Source organism: Pseudomonas sp. AP3_22 TE3818, assembly GCF_053628995.1.
On sequence record NZ_JBRJHL010000001.1, the window covers coordinates 580,362 to 605,173 of the forward strand.

Sequence of the window (24,812 nt, forward strand, 5' to 3'; positions counted from 1 at the left end):
AGCATGTCCAACAGCTTCCTGAATCCGGTAACCACCCAGACCTGGGCCAATGGTCGACACATCGTCCGTTGCGTCAAAGTCATCCAGGAAACCTGGGATGTGCGCACCTTTTGCTTCATGGCCGACCAGCCGATCCTGTTCTTCTTCAAACCGGGGCAATTCGTCACCCTGGAGCTGGAAATCGAAGGCCAGCCGATCATGCGTTCGTACACCATTTCCAGCTCGCCGTCGGTACCCTACAGCTTTTCGGTGACCATCAAGCGTGTGCCGGGCGGCAAGGTCTCTAACTGGCTGCACGACACCCTGCACGAAGGTCAGGAGCTGGCGGTGCACGGCCCGGTGGGGCTGTTCAATGCCATGGACTTCACCGCGCCGAAGGTGCTCTACCTCAGCGGCGGCGTTGGTATCACGCCGGTCATGTCCATGGCGCGCTGGTTCTACGACACCAACGGCAATGTCGACATGGTGTTTATCCACAGCGCCCGTTCGCCTAAAGACATCATTTACCACCGCGAGCTGGAGCACATGGCGTCGCGGATCGAAAACTTCAACCTGCACCTGATCTGCGAGAAGCACGGCATGGGTGAGCCCTGGGCCGGTTATCGCGGTTACCTGAACCACAGAATGCTTGAATTGATGGCGCCTGACTTCCTTGAGCGCGAAGTATTCTGCTGCGGCCCGACACCCTATATGAACGCGGTCAAGCGTTTGCTGGAAGGCGCAGGTTTCGACATGTCGCGTTACCACGAAGAATCCTTCGGTGCGACCCCGCCAGAGGCGCGCGCCGATGCGGTAGAACATGCAGAGCAAGCGGCCGAGGCACCGGAAGTCGATGCGGCGGACCTGCATCAGGTGGAGTTCACCGCCTCCGGCAAGAGCATCCGCGTGGCCCCTGGCGAGACCGTGCATGCGGCGGCGGCCAAGGTTGGCCTGATGATTCCGAAAGCGTGCGGCATGGGCATCTGCGGCACCTGCAAGGTGTTGAAGCTGGGTGGCGAAGTGGAGATGGAACACAACGGCGGGATCACCGAGGAAGACGAAGCCGAAGGGTTCATCCTGTCATGCTGCAGCGTGCCGAAGGGCGACGTGCGCATCGAGTACTGACAGCCGCGAATCCCCTGTAGGAGCGAGCCTGCTCGCGATGGACGTCAACGATGACGCTGGCAACCTGGCACCCCGCGGCGTTCTCAGGTTCATCGCGAGCAGGCTCGCTCCTACAGGGGAGGTTTTTAGTCAATAAACAGATCTGTCATCAGCTTGTCGCTGCTGTCGGGCGCGAACCGGTAGTGTTCGAACTCGGTAATGCCGCTCTCCCGCAGAATTTCCTCATCAATCAACAACCGCCCTGTCAGGCTGCGGTTTGTGCTGCTCAGAATCACATGCGCCGCATCCGCCATGATCGCAGGCGTTCGCGCATGCTTGAACGATTCCTTCGACCCCAGCTGAAACTCGATGGCCGCAGTGGCAATCATGGTCTGTGGCCACAGCGAGTTGACGCTGATGCTGTAATTCCTGAATTCCTCACTCATGCCCAGGGTCAGCATGCTCATGCCGTACTTGGTGACGGTGTATGGGCTGTATTGGGCGAACCATTTGGTGGCCAGGTTCAGCGGCGGGGAAAGATTGAGGATGTGGCCGCCGGACTTCTTCAGGTAGGGCAACGCAGCCTGGCTGCACAGCAATACGGCACGGGTGTTGATCTGGTGCATCAGGTCGAAGCGTTTCAATTCAAGGTGCTGGACCCCGGTCAGCTTGATCGCCCCGGCGTTGTTGATCAGTGCGTCGATACCGCCGAAATGTTCGTTGGCCCGGGCCAGCGCCTCACGTACGGCATCCTCTTCACGTACATCCACCTGCAAGGCCAGCGCCTGGCCGCCTGCGGCTTCCACTTCCCGGGCCACGCTGAAAATCGTGCCTGGCAGCTTGGCATGGGGTTCGGCGCTTTTTGCGGCGATCACGATGTTGGCCCCATCGCGTGCGGCCCGCAGCGCGATCTCGCGGCCGATACCGCGGCTGGCGCCGGTGATGAACAGGGTTTTGCCTTGCAATGACATGCTGACGCTCCTGATTGTTGTTATGTGAGCGGATCGGCTCGACAGACAATGTAGACGAAGTCGTTCAGGCGCTGCGGCAAGAGATGTGACTGAATGTGGGCAGGGAAGAGGTGAGCGAACCTGTGGCGAGGGGACTTTGCCCCCGTTGGCCTGCGCGGCAGGCCCATCGCCTGAGCACGCGACCTGACAGGCAGATCGCATGAGTCGGTTTTACGACGGCTGCGCCGCCGAACGGGGGCAAGCCCCCTCGCCACACGGGATCGCGGTTATGCCATGACTTCTCGGATATCCCGCGCCAGCTCGCGCACGCGCGCTTCTTCGGTATCCCACGAACACATGAAGCGTGCGCCGCCGTTGCCGATGAAGGTGTAGAAGCGCCATCCCCTGGCGGTCAGTGCGGCGATGGCCGGCTCCGACAGTTGAAGGAACACGCCGTTGGCCTGCACCGGGAACATCAGCTCCACGCCAGGAATGTCGCTGACCAGTTCGGCCAGCAATTGCGCGCAGCGGTTGGCGTGGTGGGCGTATTTGAGCCAGGCGTCGTTTTCCAGGATGCCGACCCAGGGTGCCGACAGGAAGCGCATCTTTGAAGCAAGCTGCCCGGCCTGTTTGCAGCGGTAATCGAAGTCTTCGGCGAGTTTGTGGTTGAAGAACAGAATCGCCTCGCCCACCGCCATGCCGTTTTTCGTGCCGCCGAAGCACAGCACGTCGACGCCGGCCTTCCAGGTCAAGTCGGCCGGGGAGCAGCCGAGGAACGCGCAGGCGTTGGAGAAGCGTGCGCCGTCCATGTGCAGGTTCAGGCCCAGTTCCTTGCAGGTGGCGCTGATGGCGCGGATTTCGTCCGGGGTGTAGACGCTGCCGACTTCGGTGGCCTGGGTCAGGGTCACCACGCGAGGCTTCGGGTAGTGGATATCCTGGCGCTTGAGCGCGACTTCGCGGATCGAGTCCGGGGTCAGCTTGCCGTTTTCAGTGCGGGCGATCAGCAGCTTGGAGCCGTTGGAGAAAAATTCCGGGGCGCCGCATTCGTCGGTTTCGACGTGAGCGGTTTCCGAGCAGATCACGCTGTGGTAACTCTGGCACAGCGAGGACAGCGCCAGCGAGTTGGCGGCAGTGCCGTTGAAGGCGAAAAACACTTCGCAATCGGTTTCAAACAGTTTGCGGAAATCGTCGGACGCGCGGGCGGTCCATTCGTCGTCGCCATAGGCGCGCTGGTGGCCGTGGTTGGCCTGTTCCATGGCAGCCCAGGCTTCAGGGCAGATGCCGGAATAGTTGTCGCTGGCGAATTGTTGGCTCTTGTCGGTCATGGCCTGCTTCCGTGGTCGAGATGCCTATGGTGAAGCGTCCCGTGGTCAATGAGGGTGCGCACTGTACCCAAGATCGTCAGGTGGAGCGCACAGGATGTCGCTGTCGGGAAAAATACAGTGTCGAAGGGCAATTATGCACGCGACAATGCACAAGAACATGCACAAGACGATGCACAAGGCCATGCACTTAAAGCAGCGCGACGGGGCACTGGATCTGCTCAAGTGGCTGGCGCTATTGAGCATGGTGCTCGATCACCTGCGATATGTCGGTTATTCCGCCGATTGGTTGTATGTGCCGGGACGCCTGGCGTTTCCGTGGTTCTGCCTGGCGATGGCGGCCAATCTGGCGCGCGAGCGGACTACGACGACCGGTAGCCAGTGGCGCTACCTGGGTTGGTTGTTGCTGTTTAGCGCGGTGAGTGAAATTCCTTACCGGATGTTCATTCCGCATCCCGACACCTTGAACGTGCTGCCCACCCTTGCCCTGGGCTTGCTGGTGGTTCGTGGCTGGCAGCAACCGGTGCTTGCATCGCGACTGCTGGCAGCTGGCGCATTGGTGCTGGCGGGCATTTTCTCAGAGCGACTGATGTTCGGTTTCTTTGGCGTGTTGTTGCCGTGGGTGATGCTGCTGGTGTTCCAACGACCCTGGTATTTCGCGCTGTTGGCGGGGCTGGTCTGTCTGGCGGCCAATCAATGGCAGGTGCTGTATCACGCGGCACGGCTGGGCAATCACGCGGCCATTCCGGCCATCGCCGCTTGTCTGATTGCGCCATGGCTCGGGCTGTTCTTGTTGCGACATGCCAAGGGCGTAAATCCACCACCGATGCGGCGCTGGGCGTATGCGCTGTATCCCGTGCATTTCCTCATTCTTTTGGCCTTGCGCCAGGCTATCGCCTGACTCTGTAGGAGCTGGCTTGCCAGCGATTGCGGTGGGTCAGTCGATATAAATGCCGAATGTGACGCCCCATCGCTGGCAAGCCAGCTCCTACAGGAGATCTGCGCTGGATCGACGGTCGTGTTCGGCATGCCATTTCCCGCCATGTCGTAAACGCACCTTTGCGTGGCGCCCGTAGGCATTTGACGACTCCAAGCCAGTCATACCATCGCTACCAAAGGGCACTGCCGAAAAGCCAGTGCCTCACCGAGACGAATGGCGCACCGCCGCCGCTGGGAGAGACGCGATGTTCAGCAAGCAAGACCAGATCCAGGGTTACGACGATGCACTGCTGGCGGCGATGAATGCCGAGGAGCAACGTCAGGAAGATCACATCGAGCTGATCGCGTCGGAGAATTACACCAGCAAGCGTGTGATGCAGGCCCAGGGCAGCGGCCTGACCAACAAATACGCCGAAGGTTACCCGGGCAAGCGCTACTACGGTGGCTGCGAGCACGTCGACAAAGTCGAGGCCCTGGCCATCGAACGCGCCAAGCAACTGTTCGGCGCCGATTACGCCAACGTCCAGCCGCACTCCGGTTCCTCGGCCAACAGCGCCGTGTACCTGGCCCTGCTGCAAGCCGGCGACACCATCCTCGGCATGAGCCTGGCCCACGGCGGTCACCTGACCCACGGCGCCAAAGTGTCGTCCTCGGGCAAGCTGTACAACGCCGTGCAGTACGGCATCGACACCAAGACCGGTCTGATCGACTACGACGAAGTCGAGCGCCTGGCCGTCGAGTGCAAGCCGAAGATGATCGTTGCCGGTTTCTCGGCCTACTCCAAGACCCTCGACTTCCCGCGCTTCCGCCAGATCGCCGACAAGGTCGGTGCGCTGCTGTTCGTCGACATGGCCCACGTTGCCGGTCTGGTCGCCGCCGGTCTGTACCCGAACCCGCTGCCTTATGCCGATGTGGTCACCACCACTACCCACAAGACCCTGCGCGGTCCACGTGGCGGCCTGATCCTGGCCAAGTCCAACGAAGAAATCGAGAAGAAGCTCAACGCGGCGGTTTTCCCAGGTGCCCAGGGCGGCCCGCTGATGCACGTGATCGCCGGTAAGGCGGTGTGCTTCAAGGAAGCGCTGGAGCCCGGCTTCAAGGCTTACCAGCAACAAGTGATCGACAACGCCCAGGCCATGGCCGGCGTGTTTATCAAACGCGGCTACGATGTAGTGTCCGGCGGTACCGACAACCACCTGTTCCTGGTCAGCCTGATCCGTCAGGGCCTGACCGGCAAGGACGCGGATGCCGCCCTCGGTCGCGCCCATATCACTGTGAACAAGAATGCTGTGCCGAACGATCCACAGTCGCCGTTCGTGACCTCCGGCCTGCGCATCGGCACCCCGGCGGTGACCACGCGCGGCTTCAAGGTGACCCAGTGCGTCACGCTGGCCGGCTGGATCTGCGACATCCTCGACAACCTCGGCGATGCCGATGTCGAAGCCAATGTCGCCGAGCAAGTGGCAGCCTTGTGCGCGGACTTCCCGGTTTATCGCTGAGTGCGGTTTTGGAGTAAATGACTATGCAACGCTACTCGGGCTTCGGCCTCTTCAAACACTCTCTCAGCCACCATGAAAACTGGCAGCGCATGTGGCGCACGCCGACCCCGAAAAAGGTCTACGACGTGGTTATTGTCGGCGGTGGCGGGCATGGCCTGGCCACGGCTTACTACCTGGCCAAGGAACACGGCATCACCAACGTGGCCGTGGTCGAAAAAGGCTGGCTGGGCGGCGGTAACACCGCGCGCAACACCACCATCGTGCGTTCCAACTACCTGTGGGACGAGTCGGCCCACCTGTACGAACACGCGATGAAACTGTGGGAAGGCCTTTCCCAGGACCTGAACTACAACGTGATGTTCTCCCAGCGCGGCGTCTACAACCTGTGCCATACCCTGCAGGACATCCGTGATTCCGAACGTCGGGTCAGCGCCAACCGCCTCAATGGCGTCGACGGCGAACTGCTGGATGCCAAGCAAGTGGCTGACGAGATCCCGTACCTCGACTGCTCGAAAAACACTCGCTACCCGGTGATGGGCGCGACCGTCCAGCGTCGCGGCGGCGTGGCCCGTCACGATGCCGTGGCCTGGGGCTTTGCCCGGGCCGCCGACGCCCTCGGCGTGGACCTGATCCAGCAGACCGAAGTGATCGGTTTCCGTAAGGAAAACGGCGTGTGCATCGGCGTGGAAACCAACAAAGGCTTTATCGGCGCCAAGCGCGTCGGCGTGGTGACTGCCGGTAACTCCGGGCACATGGCCAAGCTCGCCGGTTTCCGCCTGCCGATCGAATCCCACCCGCTGCAGGCGCTGGTGTCCGAGCCGATCAAGCCGATTATCGACAGCGTGATCATGTCCAACGCGGTGCACGGCTACATCAGCCAGTCCGACAAGGGCGACCTGGTGATCGGCGCCGGTATCGACGGCTACAACGGCTACGGCCAGCGTGGTTCGTACCCGGTGATCGAGCACACCATCCAGGCCATCGTCGAGATGTTCCCGGTGTTGTCCCGCGTGCGCATGAACCGTCAGTGGGGCGGCATCGTCGACACCACGCCGGATGCCTGCCCGATCATTTCGAAAACCCCGGTACCTAACATGTTCTTCAACTGCGGTTGGGGCACCGGCGGCTTCAAGGCCACACCTGGCTCGGGCAACGTGTTTGCCGCAAGCCTGGCCAAGGGCGAAATGCACCCGTTGGCCGCACCTTTCTCCATCGATCGTTTCCACAACGGTGCGCTCATTGACGAACACGGCGCTGCTGCCGTCGCCCACTAACAGGAGAAATTTCCTATGTTGCATATCTTCTGTCCTCACTGCGGCGAACTGCGCTCCGAAGAGGAATTCCATGCATCCGGCCAGGCGCACATCCCGCGCCCACTGGACCCGAACAGCTGCACCGACGAGGAGTGGGGCGACTACATGTTCTTCCGCGACAACCCGCGCGGTCTGCACCACGAGCTGTGGGATCACGTCGCCGGTTGCCGTCAGTACTTCAACGTCACCCGCGACACCGTGACCTACGAGATTCTCGAAACCTACAAGATCGGCACCAAGCCACAATTCACCGACAAGACCGATAGCCCGAAAGCGGCCAGCACGGCTCTGGGAGAGAAGGTATGAGCCAGATCAATCGCCTGTCCAACGGCGGACGGATCGACCGCAACAAAGTCTTGAGCTTCACCTTCAACGGCCAGAACTACAAAGGCTTTGAAGGCGATTCCCTGGCCGCTGCACTGCTGGCCAACGGCGTCGACATTATCGGTCGCAGCTTCAAGTATTCCCGTCCGCGCGGCATCTTCGCCGCCGGTGCCGAAGAGCCGAACGCGGTGCTGCAGATCGGCGCCACCGAAGCCACGCAGATCCCGAACGTGCGCGCCACGCAACAAGCGCTGTATCAAGGCCTGGTCGCCACCAGCACCAACGGCTGGCCGAGCGTGAACAACGACATGATGGGGATTCTCGGCAAGGTCGGCGGCAAGCTGATGCCGCCGGGCTTCTACTACAAAACCTTCATGTACCCGCAATCGTTCTGGATGACTTACGAGAAGTACATTCGTAAGGCCGCCGGCCTGGGTCGTTCGCCGACCGAGAACGATCCGGACACCTACGACTACATGAACCAGCACTGCGACGTGCTGATCGTCGGTGCTGGCCCTGCCGGCCTGGCGGCTGCACTGGCGGCTGCGCGTAGCGGTGCCCGTGTAATTCTGGCTGACGAACAGGAAGAGTTCGGCGGCAGCTTGCTCGACTCCCGCGAAAGCCTCGACGGCAAGCCTGCGACCGAGTGGGTCGCCAGCGTCATCGACGAACTGAAGAACACCCCGGATGTGCTGCTGTTGCCGCGCGCCACCGTCAATGGCTATCACGACCACAACTTCCTGACCATTCACGAGCGCCTGACCGATCACCTCGGCGACCGCGCACCGATTGGCCAGGTGCGTCAGCGCATTCACCGGGTTCGTGCCAAGCGTGTGGTGCTGGCGACCGGCGCTCACGAGCGCCCACTGGTCTACGGCAACAACGACGTGCCGGGCAACATGCTCGCCGGCGCCATCTCGACCTACGTGCGTCGTTACGGTGTGGCACCGGGCAAGAAGCTGGTGCTGTCGACCAACAACGACCACGCCTACCGCGTTGCCCTGGATTGGCTCGATGCCAGCCTGCAAGTGGTGGCCATCGCCGACGCCCGCAGTAACCCGCGTGGTGCGCTGGTGGAAGAGGCGCGTGCCAAAGGCATCCGCATTCTCACCGGCAGCGCCGTGATCGAGGCCCGTGGCAGCAAGCGCGTGACCGCTGCCCGTGTGGCTGCCATCGACGTCAAGGCCCACGCCGTGACCAGTCCTGGCGAATGGCTTGATTGCGATGTGGTGGCCAGTTCTGGTGGTTACAGCCCGGTGGTTCACCTGGCTTCGCACCTGGGTGGCAAGCCGATCTGGCGCGAAGACATCCTCGGTTTCGTACCGGGTGAAGCACCGCAGAAACGCGTATGCGTCGGTGGCATCAACGGTGTCTACGGCCTTGGCGATTCTCTGGCTGACGGTTTTGAAGGTGGCGCCCGCGCCGCTGCCGAAGCCGGGTTCCAGACGATTGAAGGCGTGTTGCCTAAAGCCCTGAGCCGTCTCGAAGAGCCGACCCTGGCGCTGTTCCAGGTTCCCCATGAAAAGAACACCGCACGGGCGCCGAAGCAATTCGTCGACCTGCAAAACGACGTCACTGCCGCCGCCATCGAACTGGCGACCCGCGAAGGCTTCGAGTCGGTCGAGCACGTCAAGCGCTACACCGCGCTGGGCTTCGGCACCGATCAGGGCAAGCTCGGCAACGTCAACGGCCTGGCCATCGCCGCCCGCTCGCTGAACGTGACCATCCCGCAGATGGGCACCACCATGTTCCGTCCGAACTACACGCCGGTGACTTTCGGCGCCGTGGCCGGTCGTCACTGTGGGCACATCTTCGAGCCGGTGCGTTACACCGCGCTGCATCAATGGCACCTGAAAAACGGCGCCGAGTTCGAAGACGTCGGCCAGTGGAAACGTCCTTGGTACTTCCCGAAATCCGGTGAAGACCTGCACGCCGCGGTCAAGCGCGAATGCAAAGCCGTGCGCGACAGCGTCGGCCTGCTCGATGCTTCGACCCTGGGCAAGATCGATATCCAGGGCCCGGATGCGCGCGAGTTCCTCAACCGCGTCTACACCAACGCCTGGACCAAGCTCGACGTGGGCAAGGCGCGTTACGGCCTGATGTGCAAAGAAGACGGCATGGTCTTCGACGACGGCGTGACGGCTTGCCTGGCCGACAACCATTTCGTCATGACCACCACCACCGGCGGCGCGGCACGCGTGCTGCAGTGGCTGGAGCTGTACCACCAGACCGAATGGCCGGACATGAAGGTGTACTTCACCTCCGTCACCGACCATTGGGCAACCATGACGCTGTCCGGGCCGAACAGCCGCAAGCTGCTCAGCGAAGTCACCGACATCGACTTGAGCAGCGAAGCCTTCCCGTTCATGACCTGGAAAGAAGGCCTGGTCGGCGGTGTGCCGGCGCGAGTGTTCCGGATTTCGTTTACCGGTGAGCTGTCGTACGAAGTCAACGTGCAAGCCGACTATGCGATGGGTGTGCTGGAAAAAATCGTCGATGCTGGCAAGAAGTACAACCTGACCCCGTACGGCACCGAAACCATGCACGTGCTGCGGGCCGAGAAGGGTTTCATCATCGTCGGTCAGGACACTGACAGCTCGATGACCCCGGACGACCTGAATATGGGCTGGTGTGTCGGTCGCACCAAACCGTTCTCGTGGATCGGCTGGCGTGGCATGAACCGTGAAGACTGTGTGCGTGATCAGCGCAAACAGCTGGTTGGCCTGAAGCCGATCGATCCGACCAAATGGCTGCCGGAAGGTGCGCAACTGGTGTTCAACACCAAGCAAGCCATCCCGATGACCATGGTAGGTCACGTGACTTCCAGCTACCTGCACAACTCCCTGGGCTATTCGTTTGCCATGGGCGTGGTCAAGGGTGGGTTGCAGCGGATGGGCGAGCGAGTGTTCGCACCGCTGGCCGATGGCAGCGTGATCGAGGCGGAAATCGTTTCTTCGGTGTTCTTCGATCCGAAAGGCGAACGCCAGAACGTTTAACGGCCACGTGCGGTGCATCTGATGAACCGCGTCGTCTGAATCGCCGGCAAGCCGGCTCCTACAGGGTTTACGCGAATTTGTAGGAGCTGGCTTGCCAGCGATGGCGTCAGATCAGTCACCACAAGCCTCACAACAGAATTCAGGAAAGGTGCTTTATGACCGCAGCCAATGTTTACCAACAACGCCCAACCTCCGGGGCCAAGGCCGAGTCGTCGTTGCATCATGCCGACCTCGCCAGCCTGGTGGGCAAGGGTCGCAAGAACGCCGGCGTGACCGTGCGTGAGAAAAAACTCCTCGGCCACCTGACCATTCGTGGCGACGGCCACGATGCCGCGTTCGCCGCCGGCGTGCACAAGGCCCTTGGCATCGAGTTGCCGGGCGCACTGACCGTCATCGTCAAAGGCGAGACCAGCCTGCAGTGGATGGGGCCGGATGAATGGCTGCTGATCGTGCCGACCGGTGAAGAGTTCGCCGCCGAGCAGAAACTGCGCGAAGCACTGGGCGATCTGCACATTGCAATCGTCAACGTCAGCGGCGGCCAGCAACTCCTCGAACTGAGCGGCCCGAACGTGCGCCAGGTGTTGATGAAGTCCACCAGCTACGACGTGCATCCGAACAACTTTCCGGTGGGCAAAGCGGTCGGCACGGTGTTCGCCAAGTCGCAACTGATGATCCGTCACACCGCCGAAGACACCTGGGAACTGCTGATTCGTCGCAGCTTCTCGGATTACTGGTGGCTGTGGTTGCAGGATGCTTCTGCCGAGTATGGCCTCAGCGTTCAGGCTTGATCACACCGCCACTGTAGGAGCGAGCTCGCTCGCGATGGACTTCAAGGCAACGCGTTGAATCAGAAAGTACGCGTCATTGTTGACCTCCATCGCGAGCAGGGCTCGCTCCTACAGTAGGCATCCACCGATTTCTCAGGAGTCACCGCACCATGAGCCGCGCCCCAGACACATGGATTCTGACCGCCGACTGCCCCAGCGTCCTCGGCACCGTGGACGCGGTGACCCGCTTTCTGTTCGAGCAGGGCTGCTACGTCACCGAGCACCACTCTTTCGATGACCGGCTCTCGGGCCGTTTTTTCATTCGTGTGGAATTCCGTCAACCCGACGGCTTCGACGAGCAATCATTCCGCGCGGGGCTCGCCGAGCGCGGTGAAGCCTTCGGCATGACCTTCGAACTGACTGAACCGAACTACCGGCCGAAAGTGGTGATCATGGTCTCCAAGGCCGATCACTGCCTCAACGATTTGCTTTATCGCCAGCGCATCGGCCAATTGTCGATGGACGTGGCCGCAGTGGTCTCCAACCACCCGGACCTCAAGCCACTGGCTGACTGGCACCAGATTCCCTACTACCACTTCCCGCTGGACCCGAACGACAAGCCGTCGCAAGAGCGTCAAGTGTGGCAGGTGATCGAAGAGTCCGGTGCCGAGCTGGTGATCCTTGCGCGTTACATGCAAGTGCTGTCGCCAGAGTTGTGCCGCAAGCTCGATGGCAAGGCAATCAACATCCACCACTCCCTGCTGCCGGGTTTCAAGGGCGCCAAGCCCTATCACCAGGCTTACAACAAGGGGGTGAAACTGGTGGGCGCCACGGCGCATTACATCAACAACGACCTGGATGAAGGCCCGATCATTGCCCAGGGTGTGGAGGCAGTGGACCACAGCCATTACCCGGAAGATTTGATCGCCAAAGGGCGGGATATCGAAGGGCTGACACTGGCGCGGGCGGTGGGTTATCACATTGAGCGCCGCGTGTTTTTGAACGCCAACAGAACGGTCGTTCTTTAGATCGCCATCGCTGGCAAGCCAGCTCCCACAGGGCTTTGTGTCGTTCACAAATCCTGTGCTCACCCCAATCACTGTGGGAGCTGGCTTGCCAGCGAAGGGGCCCTTACAAACAACGCAAGACAAACAGGCAATAACCCGAGTACTTAACGCGCTGCCTGCCTGGGCAACGCGGTTCCATAAAAACAACAGCGAGGTGAAAGCATGTCTGGCAATCGTGGTGTGGTGTATCTCGGCGCTGGCAAGGTCGAAGTACAGAAGATTGACTATCCGAAAATGCAGGACCCGCGCGGTCGCAAGATCGAGCACGGGGTCATTCTCAAAGTGGTTTCCACCAACATCTGTGGTTCCGACCAGCACATGGTGCGCGGGCGTACTACGGCGCAAACCGGCCTTGTGTTGGGCCACGAAATCACCGGCGAAGTGATCGAGAAGGGCAGCGACGTCGAGAACCTGAAAATCGGCGACCTGGTGTCCGTACCGTTCAACGTGGCTTGCGGGCGCTGCCGTTCCTGCAAGGAAATGCACACCGGCGTGTGCCTGAGCGTCAACCCGGCCCGCCCGGGCGGTGCTTACGGTTATGTCGACATGGGTGACTGGACCGGTGGCCAGGCGGAATACGCCATGGTGCCGTACGCCGACTTCAACCTGTTGAAACTGCCGGATCGCGACCGGGCGATGGAAAAAATCCGCGACCTGACCTGCCTCTCCGACATCCTGCCGACCGGCTATCACGGTGCCGTGACTGCCGGCGTTGGCCCAGGCAGCACCGTGTACATCGCTGGTGCCGGTCCGGTCGGTCTGGCGGCGGCGGCTTCGGCTCGTCTGTTGGGCGCGGCGGTGGTGATCATCGGTGACGTCAACACCGTTCGCCTGGCCCATGCCAAGGCCCAGGGTTTCGAGATCGCCGACCTGTCCCTCGACACGCCGCTGCACGAACAGATCGCCGCATTGCTGGGCGAGCCGGAAGTTGACTGCGCCATCGACGCCGTCGGCTTCGAAGCCCGTGGCCATGGCCATGACGGCGTGAAACACGAAGCCCCGGCTACCGTGCTCAACTCGCTGATGGGCGTGGTGCGTGTCGCCGGCAAGATCGGCATTCCCGGCCTCTACGTGACCGAAGACCCGGGTGCTGTCGACGCTGCCGCGAAAATGGGCAGCCTGAGCATCCGCTTCGGGCTGGGCTGGGCCAAGTCCCACAGCTTCCACACCGGCCAGACGCCGGTAATGAAGTACAACCGCGCGCTCATGCAAGCGATCATGTGGGACCGTATCAACATCGCCGAAGTGGTGGGCGTTCAGGTGATCAGCCTGGATCAGGCTCCGCAGGGTTATGGCGAGTTTGATGCGGGCGTGCCGAAGAAGTTTGTGATCGATCCGCACAAGATGTTCAGCGCGGCGTAAGTTTTCACGCAATAAAAAACGGCGACCTTCGGGTCGCCGTTTTGTTTGGGCGGTGTATCCATTTTGTGGCGAGGGAGCTTGCTCGCGCTGGACTGCGAAGCGGCCCTGAATCATGAGCGTGGGGTCTATCAGTTATACCGTGGTGGGTGGTTTGCGACGGCTGCGCGGCCGAGCGCGAGCAAGCTCCCTCGCCACAAAAGCACACTCGCAAAAGCGGATCAGTGTTTTCAAAGCGCCGCCAACGCCCCTTGGTACAGCACCGGCCCTGTCGGTTGTCCGGTCGGCGAGCCACCCTTCGGTTCAAGGCTGACCGCCAGCGCAATCGGCTTGCCGATCAGCGCTTTCTGCGTCTCGCTCAATTCGACCTTGCCTTTGCCTTTCGGCGGAATCACGCCGAGGGAAATCGGCTTGCCGTCCGCCGGTATCGCCCACAGTTCCAGGCTGCGATCCGGCCCGATTGCGGCCAACGCCAGTGGCTCGACTTGCAGGTAATCCTCGTGAGCCTGCACGCGCAACGCCGGCTGCGCGTCGGCGCTTACCAGCGTGGCGCTGTAGCGGGCGTCGTCGGGGAGGTAGAGGACGCCGAGCGTCACTGCGACCAGCAGCGAGCAAACCGCCGCCGTCATTCGCAGCCAATTCCAGAACGGACGCTTCTCTGGCACGTGCAGCTCTTGTGGTTCGATCCGCGCGGTAATGCCTTGCCAGACGCGATCCGGCACCGGCTGCTCCGGCAGGGCATCGGTCAGGCTGACCAGGCTTTCCTGCCACTGTGCCAGTTCTGCGCGCAAGGCCGCATCTTCCAGCAACAGCTGTTCGAAACGCCGGCGCGCGGTGGCAGGCATCAGGCCAATGGCATAGTCGGCGGCGAGGGCGCGGCGCAGGGTCGGGGTTCGATAGTTCATGATTCAAGGCACCTGCGCAGGCGTTCCATGCCGCGGCGGATCCAGGACTTCACCGAGCCCAGCGGCGCGGCCAGGTGTTCGGCCAGTTCGGAACACGACAGTCCCTGGAAATAGGCGACGGTAATCGACTGGCGCTGCATGCCTTCGAGGCTGTCCAGGCAACGGTTCAAGGCGCTGGCTTCGCGAGCTCTGTCCAGTTGCTCGTGGGCCGATGGGCTTTCATCCACGAGCCTCTGTTCTTCGAGATCACTCAATGGCCGATCGCGGTGTTTGCGCAACTGGTCGATGGCCTGATGACGGGTGATGTTGATCATCCAGGTCAACGGCGCCGACAGATGCGCTTCGTAGCGCGGTGCGTTGTTCCAGATGCGTACGAAGCTCTCTTGCAATACCTCTTCGGCCAGGTCCGGACGGCCCATGAAGCGCAGCGCTACCCCGTGCAGGCGCGGGCCGACACTGCGGTACAGCGTCTCGAAGGCGCGGCGGTCGCCCAGTGAACACTGGGCCAGCAGTTGCCTGAGCTGATCGGCGTCGGTGATGGGAATGGTGGTTCTCCCGGAAAGCGGAGCAGGGGGCCGGTTGCAGGCAGAGGTTAGTTCACGGCGCGCAGTTGTTCCATTCACGGCGACCACCTCGGGCGGACCGCCGCCCTCGATGCGCGAGGGCGGCGGCACGGCTCAGCCTTTGGGCATCAGCACCTTGTCGATGACCTGAATCACCCCGTTGGACTGGTACACGTCGTAGGTGGTGATGTCAGCGACGTCGCCCTTTTCATCCTTGATGGTGATGTTGTGCGGGCCGTTCATCATGGCCCACAGTTTGCCGCCGGCCACCGTGGTCAATTCGGCCTTGCCGCCACCTGCTTTGATTTTCTCGGACAGGGTCATCATGTCGAGTTTTCCGGCGACCACGTGGTAGGTGAGTATGTGGGTCAGCGTGGCCTTGTTGGCCGGTTTGAGCAGGGTGTCGACGGTGCCCGCGGGCAGGGCGGCGAAGGCCGAGTTGACCGGGGCGAACACGGTGAACGGACCTTTGCCCTTGAGGGTGTCGACCAGGCCGGCGGCTTTTACTGCGGCGACCAGGGTGGTGTGATCGGCGGAGTTCACTGCGTTATCGACGATGTCCTTGCTTGGCAGCATGGTCTGGCCGCCGACCGTGACGGTGTCGTGGCCCATGTCCGCCGCTTGCACGGTGTTGAGGACGAGTCCGCCACCAAGGGCCAGGGTCAGCAGGCTGGCAATCAATGGCGTTTTGATCGTAGTGCGTTTCATGGTGATGATCCTTGTGATGAGAATCGGCCAGGAGTGTCTGTCCGTGCTTGATATACGGGCGTGGGGGCAGGCTGGATGCAGAGCGGGGGAAGTTTTTCCTGTAGGAGCGAGCTTGCTCGCGATGGAGGTTAACGAAGACGGGGACTGCCTGGATAAACGCAGCGCCCTGGAGTCCATCGCGAGCAAGCTCGCTCCTACAGGGGGCCGGGAACAATCCTTGAGGGCGTCAGTCCAATGCACAGTTTTTCGCCGCCCATTGCCGGGCGGTGTTCATCGAGGATGTCTGAATGAAGATTTCACGCGGTTTTGCACTGGCATCACTCCTGACCCTGGCTGCCAGTCCGGCCTTTGCACAGTTCAATCTGATCGATGCAGCCAATGTCATTGCCGGCATGAAGGGCGATGACACGGCCGCGACCGCCGCACCGACGCCGCAGACTGCCGATTTGCTGAGCACCCTCAGTGAATTGGACATCACCCCAGAGCAAGCCATCGGCGGCGCCGGGGCAATGCTGGGCCTGGCGAAGAACCAGTTGAGTTCGACCGACTACGCGCAATTGGCCAAAAGCGTGCCGGGCATCGACATGCTCTCGGGTGGCGGTGAGTTGGGCGCGCTGGCCGGCCTGCTCGGCTCCAGCGGCAAAGCGGCAGGGCTGGATAACGCCCTGGGCAACGTCAAGGACACCAACGACCTGAACAACGCCTTCAGCGCCCTGGGCATGGACAGCGGCATGATCGGCCAGTTTGCTCCGGTGCTCCTGCAGTACCTCGGTCAGCAGGGCGTTGGCGGTACGCTGTTGAGCAGCCTGGGCAGCATCTGGGGCACCGGCATCGGTAGCTGATTCAGCAGCGCTCGGCGCGCAAGGCGTCGATGCGCCGGTCCTTCTCGATCCAGAGCTGGTTGACCCAGTTCTGGATGTTCTCGCGAAACACCGGATCGTTTTCGTAATCGCCCTGCCATAGCGCCGGGTCGAGCTCGCGGGTCTTGATGTCGATGATGACCCTTGGCAGATTGCCGCTGATCAGATCCCAGAACCCCGGAATCTTCTGCTGCGGGTAAACCACCGTCACATCGAGAACGGCGTCCAGTTGTTCGCCCATTGCCGCCAGCACGAATGCCACGCCGCCAGCCTTGGGCTTGAGCAGGTGAGTGAACGGCGACTGCTGTTGAGCGCTTTTCGCTGCGGTGAAGCGCGTACCTTCCAGATAGTTGACCACCGTCACCGGCTGGCGCTTGAACAGCTCGCAGGCCTTTTTGGTGATCTCCAGGTCCTTGCCCGCCAGCTCCGGGTGTTTGGCCAGGAACGCCTTGCTGTAGCGCTTCATGAACGGGTAGTCCAGCGCCCACCACGCCAGGCCCAGGAAGGGTACCCAGATCAGCTCTTTCTTGAGGAAGAATTTGAAGAACGGTGTGCGCCGGTTCAGCGTCTGGATCAGCGCCGGGATGTCGACCCAGGATTGATGGTTACTGATCACCAGATACGAGGTATCGCGGCGCAGATCTTCACCGCCACGGATGTCCCATTGGGTGGGGATGCAGACGCGGAAAATCAGCTTGTCGATTTCCGACCAGGTTTCGGCGATCCACATCACCGACCATGAGGCGTAATCGCGCAAGCGGCCGGGCAGGATCAGTTTGAGCAGGGCAAACACCATCAACGGCCCGATCAGGACCAGGGTGTTGAGCAGAAGCAGCAGGGTCACGAAACAGCCGGTGAGCAGGCGGCGCATAAGTCACTCGTGGAAGCGGTTGGGCGCGCCATGATAAGCAGCTTCGCGCGACAGGCCAAATCGGCGGATGACGAATGTTTCACCTTCGAATGGCTATGCTCGACGCTGAAGTTGTATTGAATAGGCTGGCCTCTTCGCGGGCAAGCCCGCTCCCACAGTGTTCGTGTCGAGTGCGAAACCTGCGAACAATGCAAAAACCTGTGGGAGCTGGCTTGCCTGCGAAGGGACCTCAGGGGCGAACGAATGGCTCAACGACTGTCTAAAACCTCGCATCCGACGCCCCATTTTCCAAGGAAGTCCAAGACGTGAAATCGCTCCTCGCACTGCTTTCCCTCCTGGCCCTGCCGGTCATGGCCGCCGAGCCGACCCTGTACGGGCGTTACGAATACATCGCCCTGCCGGAAATCGGCGGGCAGGTCCTCAAGGCGAAAATGGACACCGGCGCCCTGACCGCATCCCTGTCGGCCAAGGACATCGAAACCTTCAAGCGTGACGGCGAAGACTGGGTGCGTTTCCGCCTGGCCACCAAGGATGCGGGCAACCAGGTCTACGAACACAAGGTCGCGCGCATCAGCAAGATCAAGACCCGCTCCGAAGAGGACGAGGAGGACAGCGAAGTCGTCGCGCCGACCAAGCGTCCGGTGGTCGATCTGGAGCTGTGCCTGGGGCACGTCAAGCGCACGGTCGAGGTCAACCTGACAGACCGCAGCAGCTTCAACTACCCGTTGCTGATCGGCGCCAAGGCATTGCGTGAGTTTGGCGCGGCGGTGAATCCGGCTCGGCGATTTACGGCCGACAAGCCGGACTGCTGATTTTTCGAAGGCTTAAAGCCTGGGCATCGTCGCAATCATCGAAGGCCGCTGGCTCACCTCGAAGTACCACGCCGCCAGTTGCGGATTCGCCGTGCGCCAATCCAGATCCGGATGGCGCAGGTCCAGGTAACCCAGTGCACAGGCCACGCTGATCGCGGCCACGTCGAAGTGGCAGGTCAGCTCGGCAATCGCGTCCTTTTCCAGCAGGGCCAGGGCGCGGCGGATCTTGTCGCGCTGGCTGTCGAGCCATTCGTCCCAGTGTTTCTCCGGGGCACGCAGGGCGACTTCGTAGCGCACCAGCACGGCCGCGTCCATGATCCCGTCGGCAAGTGAGGCGAGGGTCAGGCGCCGCCAGCGGGCCGAGCCTTCGCGTGGGATCAGTGGGTTGCCGACGTGCTGCTGATCGAGGTAGTCGAGGATGACCCGGCTGTCATGGATGACATTGCCATCGGCCAGGCGCAGCGCAGGGATTTTGCTCAGGGGGTTGTCGTCGATCAGGGTCAGGTCCGGGGTAACCGGGGTGAGGACGCTGGTCTGCAGCGCCACGCGGTCCTGTTGACCGGTTTCGTGCAGCAGTACCATGACTTTGCGAACGAAGGGAGAGAGCGGGTTGTGGTACAGGGTCATGCTCGGGGCGGACATGGGAGCGTCTCGATCGGTGGCAGAGTCGGGCAGCATAGCGTGTTGGGGCGATAGCTCAATATCCCAAACAACGCAGGCCTCATGTAGGAGCGAGCTTGCTCGCGATGGACCTGAGAACGCCGCTGGGTGTCAGATTCCCCGCGTTATCGTTAACGACCATCGCGAGCAAGCTCGCTCCTACAGGGGGTCAGCGGCGTTGCAGGAGGCCGCGTAGGGCTAGCACAGCCGGGATGCCCAGCCCCACCCAGCTCAGTGAATCCCACACACCATCCCCGAGCAACGCGGCGAACAGCCCTGCCGCGCTGAGCACCGCGATGACGCTGGGAATGGCAAAGACCTTGCGGAAATTCGACTGCCGGGGCTTCATGCCACGTTCTCCGCTTTTTCCAGCACAGGCCTGGCAGCCTTGCGCCGCACCACCCACAGATAGACTCCGCTGCCGAGCACAATGATGGTCAGCACATCCAGGGTTGCCCAGAGGATTTGCATCGGCATCCCGCCGTAGTCACCAAAGTGCAGTGGTTGTGACATGCCCATGGCATCCATGTACCAGGGCCGCTCGGCCACGGCGGTGACTTGCAGGGTGCTGGCGTCGATCAGTACCGGTGTCAGCAGGTGCGAGGTCAGGTGCGTGCTGCCTTTCATGAACACCGCGTAATGGTGCTCGCTGGAAAACCGTGTGCCGGGGAAGGCGATGAAGTCCGGCTGCATGCCCGGCGCGACGTCCTTGGCGATATCGAGCAAACGGGTGGCGGGCGCCAGTTGCGTCAGCGGTGGCGCATCGCGGTACGGCGCGACCATCGCGCTCAGGCTGTCGTTGCGCCAGGCAGCAATGATCAGATCGGCGCAAGCACTGATCACGCCGGTCACGCCGACCACCAGGGCCCAGGTCAAGGTCACGATGCCGATCAGGTTATGCAGGTCGAGCCAGCGCAGGCGGGTGGATTTGTCCTGGCGCACGGTGGCGAACTTCAGGCGGCGCATGAATGGCAGGTACAAGACGGTGCCGGAGACGATCGCCACCACGAACAGAATCCCCATGAACGCCAACAGCAGTTTGCCCGGCAAGCCGGCAAACATGTCCACGTGCAGGCGCAGCATGACCATCATGAAACCACCGTTGGCCGACGGCATCTCCAGGGCCTCGCCGGTACGGGCGTCGAGCATGAAGGTGTGGGACGAATTGGGTTCAGTGCCGGCGGTGGGGGCCATGATCGCAATCGCGGCATTGGGCTCGTCGTCCTCGAAGCCGAAATACTGCAAGACTTCGCCAGGGCGATGCTTTTCAGCCGCCGCTACCAGCTGCTGCAAGTCAAGCAGCGGGGTGTCTGCCGGCATCTGCTTCAGCTCGGCTGCATCACCGAGGAGGTGGTCGATCTCGTGATGGAAGATCAACGGCAGGCCGGTCAGTGCCAGCAGCAACAGGAACACCGTGCAAATCAGGCTGGTCCAGGTATGAACAGCGGACCAGCGGCGAATTGTTTTACTTTTCATTTCATAGCCTTCAGAAAAACCAAAGCCGTCCTTTGGGGACGGCTTGGTCATTGGGCGTATCAGCTCAACGTGTTACCACTTGTAGGTTGCACTGGCGACGACACTGCGCTGGTCGCCGTAGTAGCAATAGAAGCTATCGCAAGTCGAGATGTAGTCCTTGTCGAACAGGTTGGTGGCGTTAACGGCCAGCGAAGCGCCCTTGAGGCTGTTGTCCAGGCGGCCGAGGTCGTAGTGTACCGCGGCGTCGAACACCGTGTAGGCACCGGCCTTGCCCAGCCAGGTATTGGCCTCGTCGCCGTAAGTGTTGCCGGTGTAGCGCGCGCCGGCGCCGATGCCGAAGCCATCGAGCACGCCGTTGTGCCAGGTGTAGTCGCCCCACACCGATGCTTGCTGGTTAGGCATCAGTTGCAGGCGATTGCCCTTGAACGCCCCGTCTTGCACTTCGGACCTGGCCAGGGTGTAGGCGGCGGTGACCTTGAGGTTTTCGGTCACGTCGGAAACGGCTTCCAGCTCCAGGCCTTTGACCCTTACTTCGCCGGTCTGGCTGGTGACCGTCACGTTGCCCACATTGTTGGTGACGGAAACGTTTTTCTGGGTCAGGTCATACACAGCGGCCGTCAGTAGTGTGTTGCTGCCCGGTGGCTGGTACTTGATACCCAGTTCCCACTGCTTGCCCTCGGTCGGCTTGAACGAATCGGTCGGCGAGGCGACGGCATTGCTGGCCGGCTGGAACGATTCGGCGTAGGACAAGTAAGGCACGAAGCCCGAGTCGAACACATAGCTGATCGCCGCGTTGCCGCTGAAGTTCTTGTCGCGCTCGGTGTTGGTGGCATCACCCTTGTTGAAGAATTTGGTGCCGGTATGGACCCAGTCTTCACGACCGCCGAGGGTCAGGCGCCATTGGTCGAGGGCCATTTGATCCTGGACGTACAGACCGGTCTGGTAGGTCTTCTGGTCATAGTCATAAAACGCCGAGGAGCGTGGTGGACGGGTGATCGGCAAGCCATAGACCGGATCGTTGACGTTGATGGCCGGTGCGTTGCCAAAGATCGAGGTGTAGTTGGTGTTGCTGCGCTGGTGGTCCAGGCCGATCAACAGCGTGTGATTAATGTCGCCGGTGGCGAAGTCGGCCTGGAGGTTGTTGTCCACGGCGAACTGGCTGATGTCTTCGTCGACATTGGTCGTGCCGCGCCCGGTGTTGCCTTCATCGTCTACGACAAAGCCGATGGAGGGAAAGTAGCTGTTGACGGTCACCGTCTGGAACGACAGGTCCGACTTGGTGTAGCGCAGGTTCTGGCGGAACTGCCATACATCGTTCAAGCGATGCTCGAAGGCATAACCCAGTGCGTAATAGGTGCGGTCGTAGAAATCGTAGTCCGGATCACCCAGGTTCTTGTGGTGCGAGATCTTGCCGAACGGCATGTCGATCTTGGTGCCCTGAATCGGATAGAACTGGCTGGTAACGCCGGTATCGTCACGGGTGAACTGCGTCAGCAGGGTGAAACGGGTGTCTTCGTCGATGTTCCAGGTCAGGCTTGGCGCAATGTTGTAGCGCTTGTCATCGATATGGTCGATCTGGGTGCCGCCGTCACGCACCACGCCGCTCACGCCATAGAGAAACCGGCCTTCGTCGTCGATCTTGCCGGTGCTGGCGAAGTTGATCTGGCGATGGTTGTCGCTTCCGTACTGCAGCTGGATCTCGCTGTTGGCTTCGGCGCTCGGGCGACGGCTGACCATGTCCAGCAGGCCGCCTGGCGGGGTCTGGCCGTACACGGACGAGGCCGGGCCGCGCAGCAAGGCCAGGCGGTCGAGGTTCCAGGTTTCCTGTTTCGGGTTGGCGTAGACGCCTTTTGGCAGGGGCAGGCCGTCGAGGAATTGAGTCGGCTCGAAACCTCGCACGCGCAACCAGTCAGCGCGGGTGTCGCTGCCGTAGCTGCTGGCAGTGATGCCCGGCAGGTAGCGCACGGCGGCGTCAAGGGTATGCGCGTTGCGGTCGTCCATCTGCTCGCGAGTGACGACTGAAATCGAGCGTGGTGCCTCGACCAGCGCAGTATCGGTCTTGGTGCCGGCGGCGGTGCGCTTGGCCACGTAGCCTTGCACCGGGCCCCAGGCACTTTCAGCGTCTTCCACGCCAATCACGCTGGTTGCCGGCAGAGCCATCACGCCCTCGGGCACGGCCACCAGGCTGTAGGTGCCGGCACTGCTTTGCTCCAGTTGCAGCCCGGTGCCACGCAGGGCCTCGCGCAGGGCGCCGGCGGCGTCGAACTGGCCGTTGACTGGCGCCGAGGTTTTGCCTGCCGCCAGGGATGGGTTCAACGACAAGGCCAGGCCGGCCTGGCTGGCGATCTGGTTCAGGGTGCTGGCCAATGGTGCGGCTGGCAGGTTGTAGGCGCGAACGCTTGACGCCTGCTCAGCGGCGACCAGTTGGCTGCAGGCCAAAGGGGTGCAAAGGGCAACGGCGACCGCCAGCAAACTGGGGCGCAACAGGGTGTTCAGCGAACGGGACATACAGCGGCTCCTGAATGGAAACATTTCTCAATTGCCTGTGTGCCGAACGAGAATCAGAAAGTGATAGGGCTGGATGGAAATAATTTCTATTCAGTGTTTGGCTTTTGTAGGAGCTGGCTTGCCAGCGATGCACTCAAAAGCACCGCGTTTATCCAGTGAGCGCGCGTTATCGTTAACGACCATCGCTGGCAAGCCAGCTCCTACAATGGATGCCTTGCTCAGGGCTTGGCTTCGGCCTTCGCTTTCACCGTCACCCACCATTGCGTGTGCTGTTCGATCTGCACGGGCAGGGTCGGCAGCAGGGCATTGAGCGCCAGGTCGGTATCACGCAGGGGGAAGCTGCCAGTGATGCGCAGGTCGGCCACTTCCGGCGCAACGCCGACGTAACCGGTTCGATAGCGACCGATTTCATGCACCAGATCTTCCAGCCGCGTGTTGTCCACCACCAGCATGCCCCGGGTCCAGGCATCCGCGCCAAAGTTGACGGCCAGAACCGGACCCAGGCCGTTATTGCGGATCAACACCTGCTGGCCTTCGCGCAGAATCTGTTCATCCGGGCTGGACTCGGGGTGAGCCGCCACCGCCGACTGCAACACACTCAGGCGTGTGCCTTCTTCTTCACGCTTGACCAGAAACCGCGTACCCAGCGCGCGCATGCTGCCTTCACGGGTTTCGACGATGAACGGCCGGGGATCGCCGTGACCGGTTTCAACCAGGATCTCGCCTTCCTGAAGCACGATGCGCCGCTGCTTCTCATCGAAGCGCACATCCAGCGCACTGTGGGTGTTCAGATTGACCAGCGTGCCATCGGTCAGGCGCAGGGTGCGCTGCTCGCCAACAGCGGTGCGCTGGTCGGCCAGCCAGTAATCGATCGGCAGGTAACGTGGCCCGGCAAATAGCGCCAAACCGATCACGGCCACCACGCTCGCCACGCCATTGCCGAGCTTGCGCACCCGTCGGCGGATGCCTTCGCGCGATTGCAGCAGGGCAGTGCGGGCCGGGCCACTGGCTGCGTTGAAGCGTTGGTCGAGCATGCCCAACTGGCGCCAGGCGCGGGCGTGCTCTTCGTGGGCAGCGTGCCATTTGGCGAATTCTTCGCGCTCTACCGGGTTGGCGCCATCCATGGACAACTGCCAGGCAATCGCTGCGTCCAGCACGTTGGCCGATACCGGTTTGGAACTGAGCGGGTTCATGTCGGCTCACCGTACAGCGCGATGTAGCACTGGCGAATGCCCTGGGCCAGGTACTGGCGCACCCGCGGCACCGATACCCCAAGGCGCTTGGCGATTTCTGCGTGGCCAAGACCGTCGAGACGGTTGTAGAGGAACGCTGCCCGGGCCTTGGTGGAAAGCTTGCCGAGCAAACGGTCGATGTTTTTCAGGTCCTCGAGGATCATGTGCTGCTCTTGCGCCGACGGTTGTTCGGCTTCGGGAATCAGCATCAGCTCGGTGAGGTAAGCCTGTTCCAGTGCGGCGCGACGGAAATAATCGAACAGCAGGCCCTTGGCGATGGCTACCAGAAATGCCCGCGGTTCGCGTGGTTCCTTCAGTTCCTCACGGCCCAGCAAGCGCACGAACGTGTCCTGGCTCAGGTCTTCGGCCCGCTGCGGGCAGGCGACGTTGCGTCGAAGCCAGGCCAATAGCCAACCGCGATGGTCGCGATATAACGCACCGACGAGCTCACTTTGAGGGCTTGGGACTGACGACACGCCGCATCACCGCTTGGGAAGTATTAACTAACGAGAATTGTTCGCGATTGTGGCAGAGGCGCGGGAGGTCCGCAATCGGCGTTGGTCGGGAGACCGCGTCATCGTTCATCGCGGGCAAGCCC

General features: G+C 61.7%; 23 protein-coding genes. 11 read left to right on the forward strand and 12 right to left on the reverse strand.

Annotated features, from left to right (window positions below):
• Positions 1-3: 3 nt before the first annotated feature.
• On the forward strand, positions 4-1,104 hold the full coding sequence (gbcB, locus tag AB7M25_RS02770; protein WP_429386564.1) for a glycine-betaine demethylase subunit GbcB: 1,101 nt from the start codon (positions 4-6) through the stop codon (positions 1,102-1,104).
• A gap of 125 nt (positions 1,105-1,229) precedes the next feature.
• On the opposite strand, the gene AB7M25_RS02775 is transcribed toward gbcB, so the two are convergent.
• Entirely contained in the window at positions 1,230-2,054 is an 825-nt protein-coding gene (locus AB7M25_RS02775; RefSeq protein WP_429386566.1) for an SDR family oxidoreductase, read from the reverse strand.
• Positions 2,055-2,320: 266 nt separating this feature from the next.
• Complete coding sequence (locus AB7M25_RS02780; RefSeq protein WP_429386568.1) at positions 2,321-3,358, reverse strand: threonine aldolase family protein; 1,038 nt, start codon at positions 3,356-3,358, stop codon at positions 2,321-2,323.
• Between the two features lie 133 nt (positions 3,359-3,491).
• Between AB7M25_RS02780 and AB7M25_RS02785 the strand changes: the two genes are divergently transcribed.
• The 8 genes from AB7M25_RS02785 to fdhA all read left to right on the forward strand — a co-directional run bounded on the left by AB7M25_RS02785 (position 3,492) and on the right by fdhA (position 13,622).
• Positions 3,492-4,256, forward strand: coding sequence for a TraX family protein (locus tag AB7M25_RS02785; protein ID WP_429386570.1), 765 nt, complete (start codon positions 3,492-3,494; stop codon positions 4,254-4,256).
• A gap of 283 nt (positions 4,257-4,539) precedes the next feature.
• The gene (glyA, locus tag AB7M25_RS02790; RefSeq protein ID WP_429386572.1) at positions 4,540-5,793 is read left to right on the forward strand and encodes a serine hydroxymethyltransferase; all 1,254 of its coding nucleotides are present in this window, start codon (positions 4,540-4,542) and stop codon (positions 5,791-5,793) included.
• Positions 5,794-5,816: 23 nt separating this feature from the next.
• The gene (locus AB7M25_RS02795) at positions 5,817-7,067 is read left to right on the forward strand and encodes a sarcosine oxidase subunit beta (RefSeq protein ID WP_007980419.1); all 1,251 of its coding nucleotides are present in this window, start codon (positions 5,817-5,819) and stop codon (positions 7,065-7,067) included.
• Between the two features lie 15 nt (positions 7,068-7,082).
• The gene (locus AB7M25_RS02800; protein WP_007980417.1) at positions 7,083-7,412 is read left to right on the forward strand and encodes a sarcosine oxidase subunit delta; all 330 of its coding nucleotides are present in this window, start codon (positions 7,083-7,085) and stop codon (positions 7,410-7,412) included.
• Positions 7,409-10,426, forward strand: coding sequence for a sarcosine oxidase subunit alpha (locus AB7M25_RS02805; protein ID WP_126047960.1), 3,018 nt, complete (start codon positions 7,409-7,411; stop codon positions 10,424-10,426). Before AB7M25_RS02800 ends, AB7M25_RS02805 begins: the two co-directional genes overlap by 4 nt.
• A 155-nt stretch (positions 10,427-10,581) precedes the next feature.
• A complete protein-coding gene (locus AB7M25_RS02810; protein ID WP_104450050.1) occupies positions 10,582-11,214 on the forward strand; it encodes a sarcosine oxidase subunit gamma in 633 nt (210 codons plus the stop codon).
• 149 nt (positions 11,215-11,363) lie between these two features.
• Complete coding sequence (purU, locus tag AB7M25_RS02815) at positions 11,364-12,221, forward strand: formyltetrahydrofolate deformylase (protein ID WP_429386574.1); 858 nt, start codon at positions 11,364-11,366, stop codon at positions 12,219-12,221.
• A gap of 201 nt (positions 12,222-12,422) precedes the next feature.
• Positions 12,423-13,622, forward strand: a complete 1,200-nt coding sequence (fdhA, locus tag AB7M25_RS02820) for a formaldehyde dehydrogenase, glutathione-independent (protein WP_007980407.1) — start codon at positions 12,423-12,425, stop codon at positions 13,620-13,622.
• A 227-nt stretch (positions 13,623-13,849) separates the two neighbouring features.
• Here the strand turns inward: fdhA and AB7M25_RS02825 are convergent, their stop codons facing one another.
• The 3 genes from AB7M25_RS02825 to AB7M25_RS02835 are packed head-to-tail and all read right to left on the reverse strand — an operon-like array spanning position 13,850 to position 15,795.
• Positions 13,850-14,524 carry an anti-sigma factor gene (locus AB7M25_RS02825; protein WP_429386576.1) on the reverse strand — a complete coding sequence of 225 codons (675 nt, stop codon included), beginning with the start codon at positions 14,522-14,524 and terminating at the stop codon, positions 13,850-13,852.
• Positions 14,521-15,147 carry an RNA polymerase sigma factor gene (locus AB7M25_RS02830; protein WP_429517786.1) on the reverse strand — a complete coding sequence of 209 codons (627 nt, stop codon included), beginning with the start codon at positions 15,145-15,147 and terminating at the stop codon, positions 14,521-14,523. Before AB7M25_RS02830 ends, AB7M25_RS02825 begins: the two co-directional genes overlap by 4 nt.
• Before the next feature lie 54 nt (positions 15,148-15,201).
• Entirely contained in the window at positions 15,202-15,795 is a 594-nt protein-coding gene (locus tag AB7M25_RS02835; protein ID WP_429517784.1) for a fasciclin domain-containing protein, read from the reverse strand.
• Positions 15,796-16,082: 287 nt separating this feature from the next.
• On the opposite strand from AB7M25_RS02835, the gene AB7M25_RS02840 reads away from it, so the two are divergent.
• Entirely contained in the window at positions 16,083-16,637 is a 555-nt protein-coding gene (locus AB7M25_RS02840) for a DUF2780 domain-containing protein (protein WP_454236957.1), read from the forward strand.
• 1 nt (position 16,638) lies between these two features.
• Here AB7M25_RS02840 and AB7M25_RS02845 read toward each other — a convergent pair whose 3' ends face one another.
• Entirely contained in the window at positions 16,639-17,526 is an 888-nt protein-coding gene (locus AB7M25_RS02845; protein ID WP_429560389.1) for an acyltransferase, read from the reverse strand.
• 305 nt (positions 17,527-17,831) lie between these two features.
• On the opposite strand from AB7M25_RS02845, the gene rloA2 reads away from it, so the two are divergent.
• A complete protein-coding gene (gene rloA2, locus AB7M25_RS02850) occupies positions 17,832-18,338 on the forward strand; it encodes a retropepsin-like aspartic peptidase RloA2 (RefSeq protein ID WP_429386584.1) in 507 nt (168 codons plus the stop codon).
• Positions 18,339-18,350: 12 nt separating this feature from the next.
• Here the strand turns inward: rloA2 and AB7M25_RS02855 are convergent, their stop codons facing one another.
• The 6 genes from AB7M25_RS02855 to AB7M25_RS02880 all read right to left on the reverse strand — a co-directional run bounded on the left by AB7M25_RS02855 (position 18,351) and on the right by AB7M25_RS02880 (position 24,690).
• A complete protein-coding gene (locus AB7M25_RS02855; protein WP_429386586.1) occupies positions 18,351-18,980 on the reverse strand; it encodes a glutathione S-transferase in 630 nt (209 codons plus the stop codon).
• A 187-nt stretch (positions 18,981-19,167) separates the two neighbouring features.
• Positions 19,168-19,347 carry a hypothetical protein gene (locus tag AB7M25_RS02860; protein WP_429386588.1) on the reverse strand — a complete coding sequence of 60 codons (180 nt, stop codon included), beginning with the start codon at positions 19,345-19,347 and terminating at the stop codon, positions 19,168-19,170.
• Positions 19,344-20,474: a PepSY-associated TM helix domain-containing protein gene (locus tag AB7M25_RS02865; RefSeq protein ID WP_454236958.1), complete on the reverse strand. Its 1,131-nt coding sequence runs from the start codon at positions 20,472-20,474 to the stop codon at positions 19,344-19,346. Before AB7M25_RS02865 ends, AB7M25_RS02860 begins: the two co-directional genes overlap by 4 nt.
• Positions 20,475-20,546: 72 nt before the next feature.
• Complete coding sequence (locus AB7M25_RS02870; protein WP_454236959.1) at positions 20,547-22,982, reverse strand: TonB-dependent siderophore receptor; 2,436 nt, start codon at positions 22,980-22,982, stop codon at positions 20,547-20,549.
• Positions 22,983-23,200: 218 nt separating this feature from the next.
• A complete protein-coding gene (locus AB7M25_RS02875) occupies positions 23,201-24,175 on the reverse strand; it encodes a FecR domain-containing protein (protein ID WP_429386595.1) in 975 nt (324 codons plus the stop codon).
• Entirely contained in the window at positions 24,172-24,690 is a 519-nt protein-coding gene (locus AB7M25_RS02880; RefSeq protein ID WP_429386597.1) for an RNA polymerase sigma factor, read from the reverse strand. Before AB7M25_RS02880 ends, AB7M25_RS02875 begins: the two co-directional genes overlap by 4 nt.
• Between the last annotated feature and the right edge of the window lie 122 nt (positions 24,691-24,812).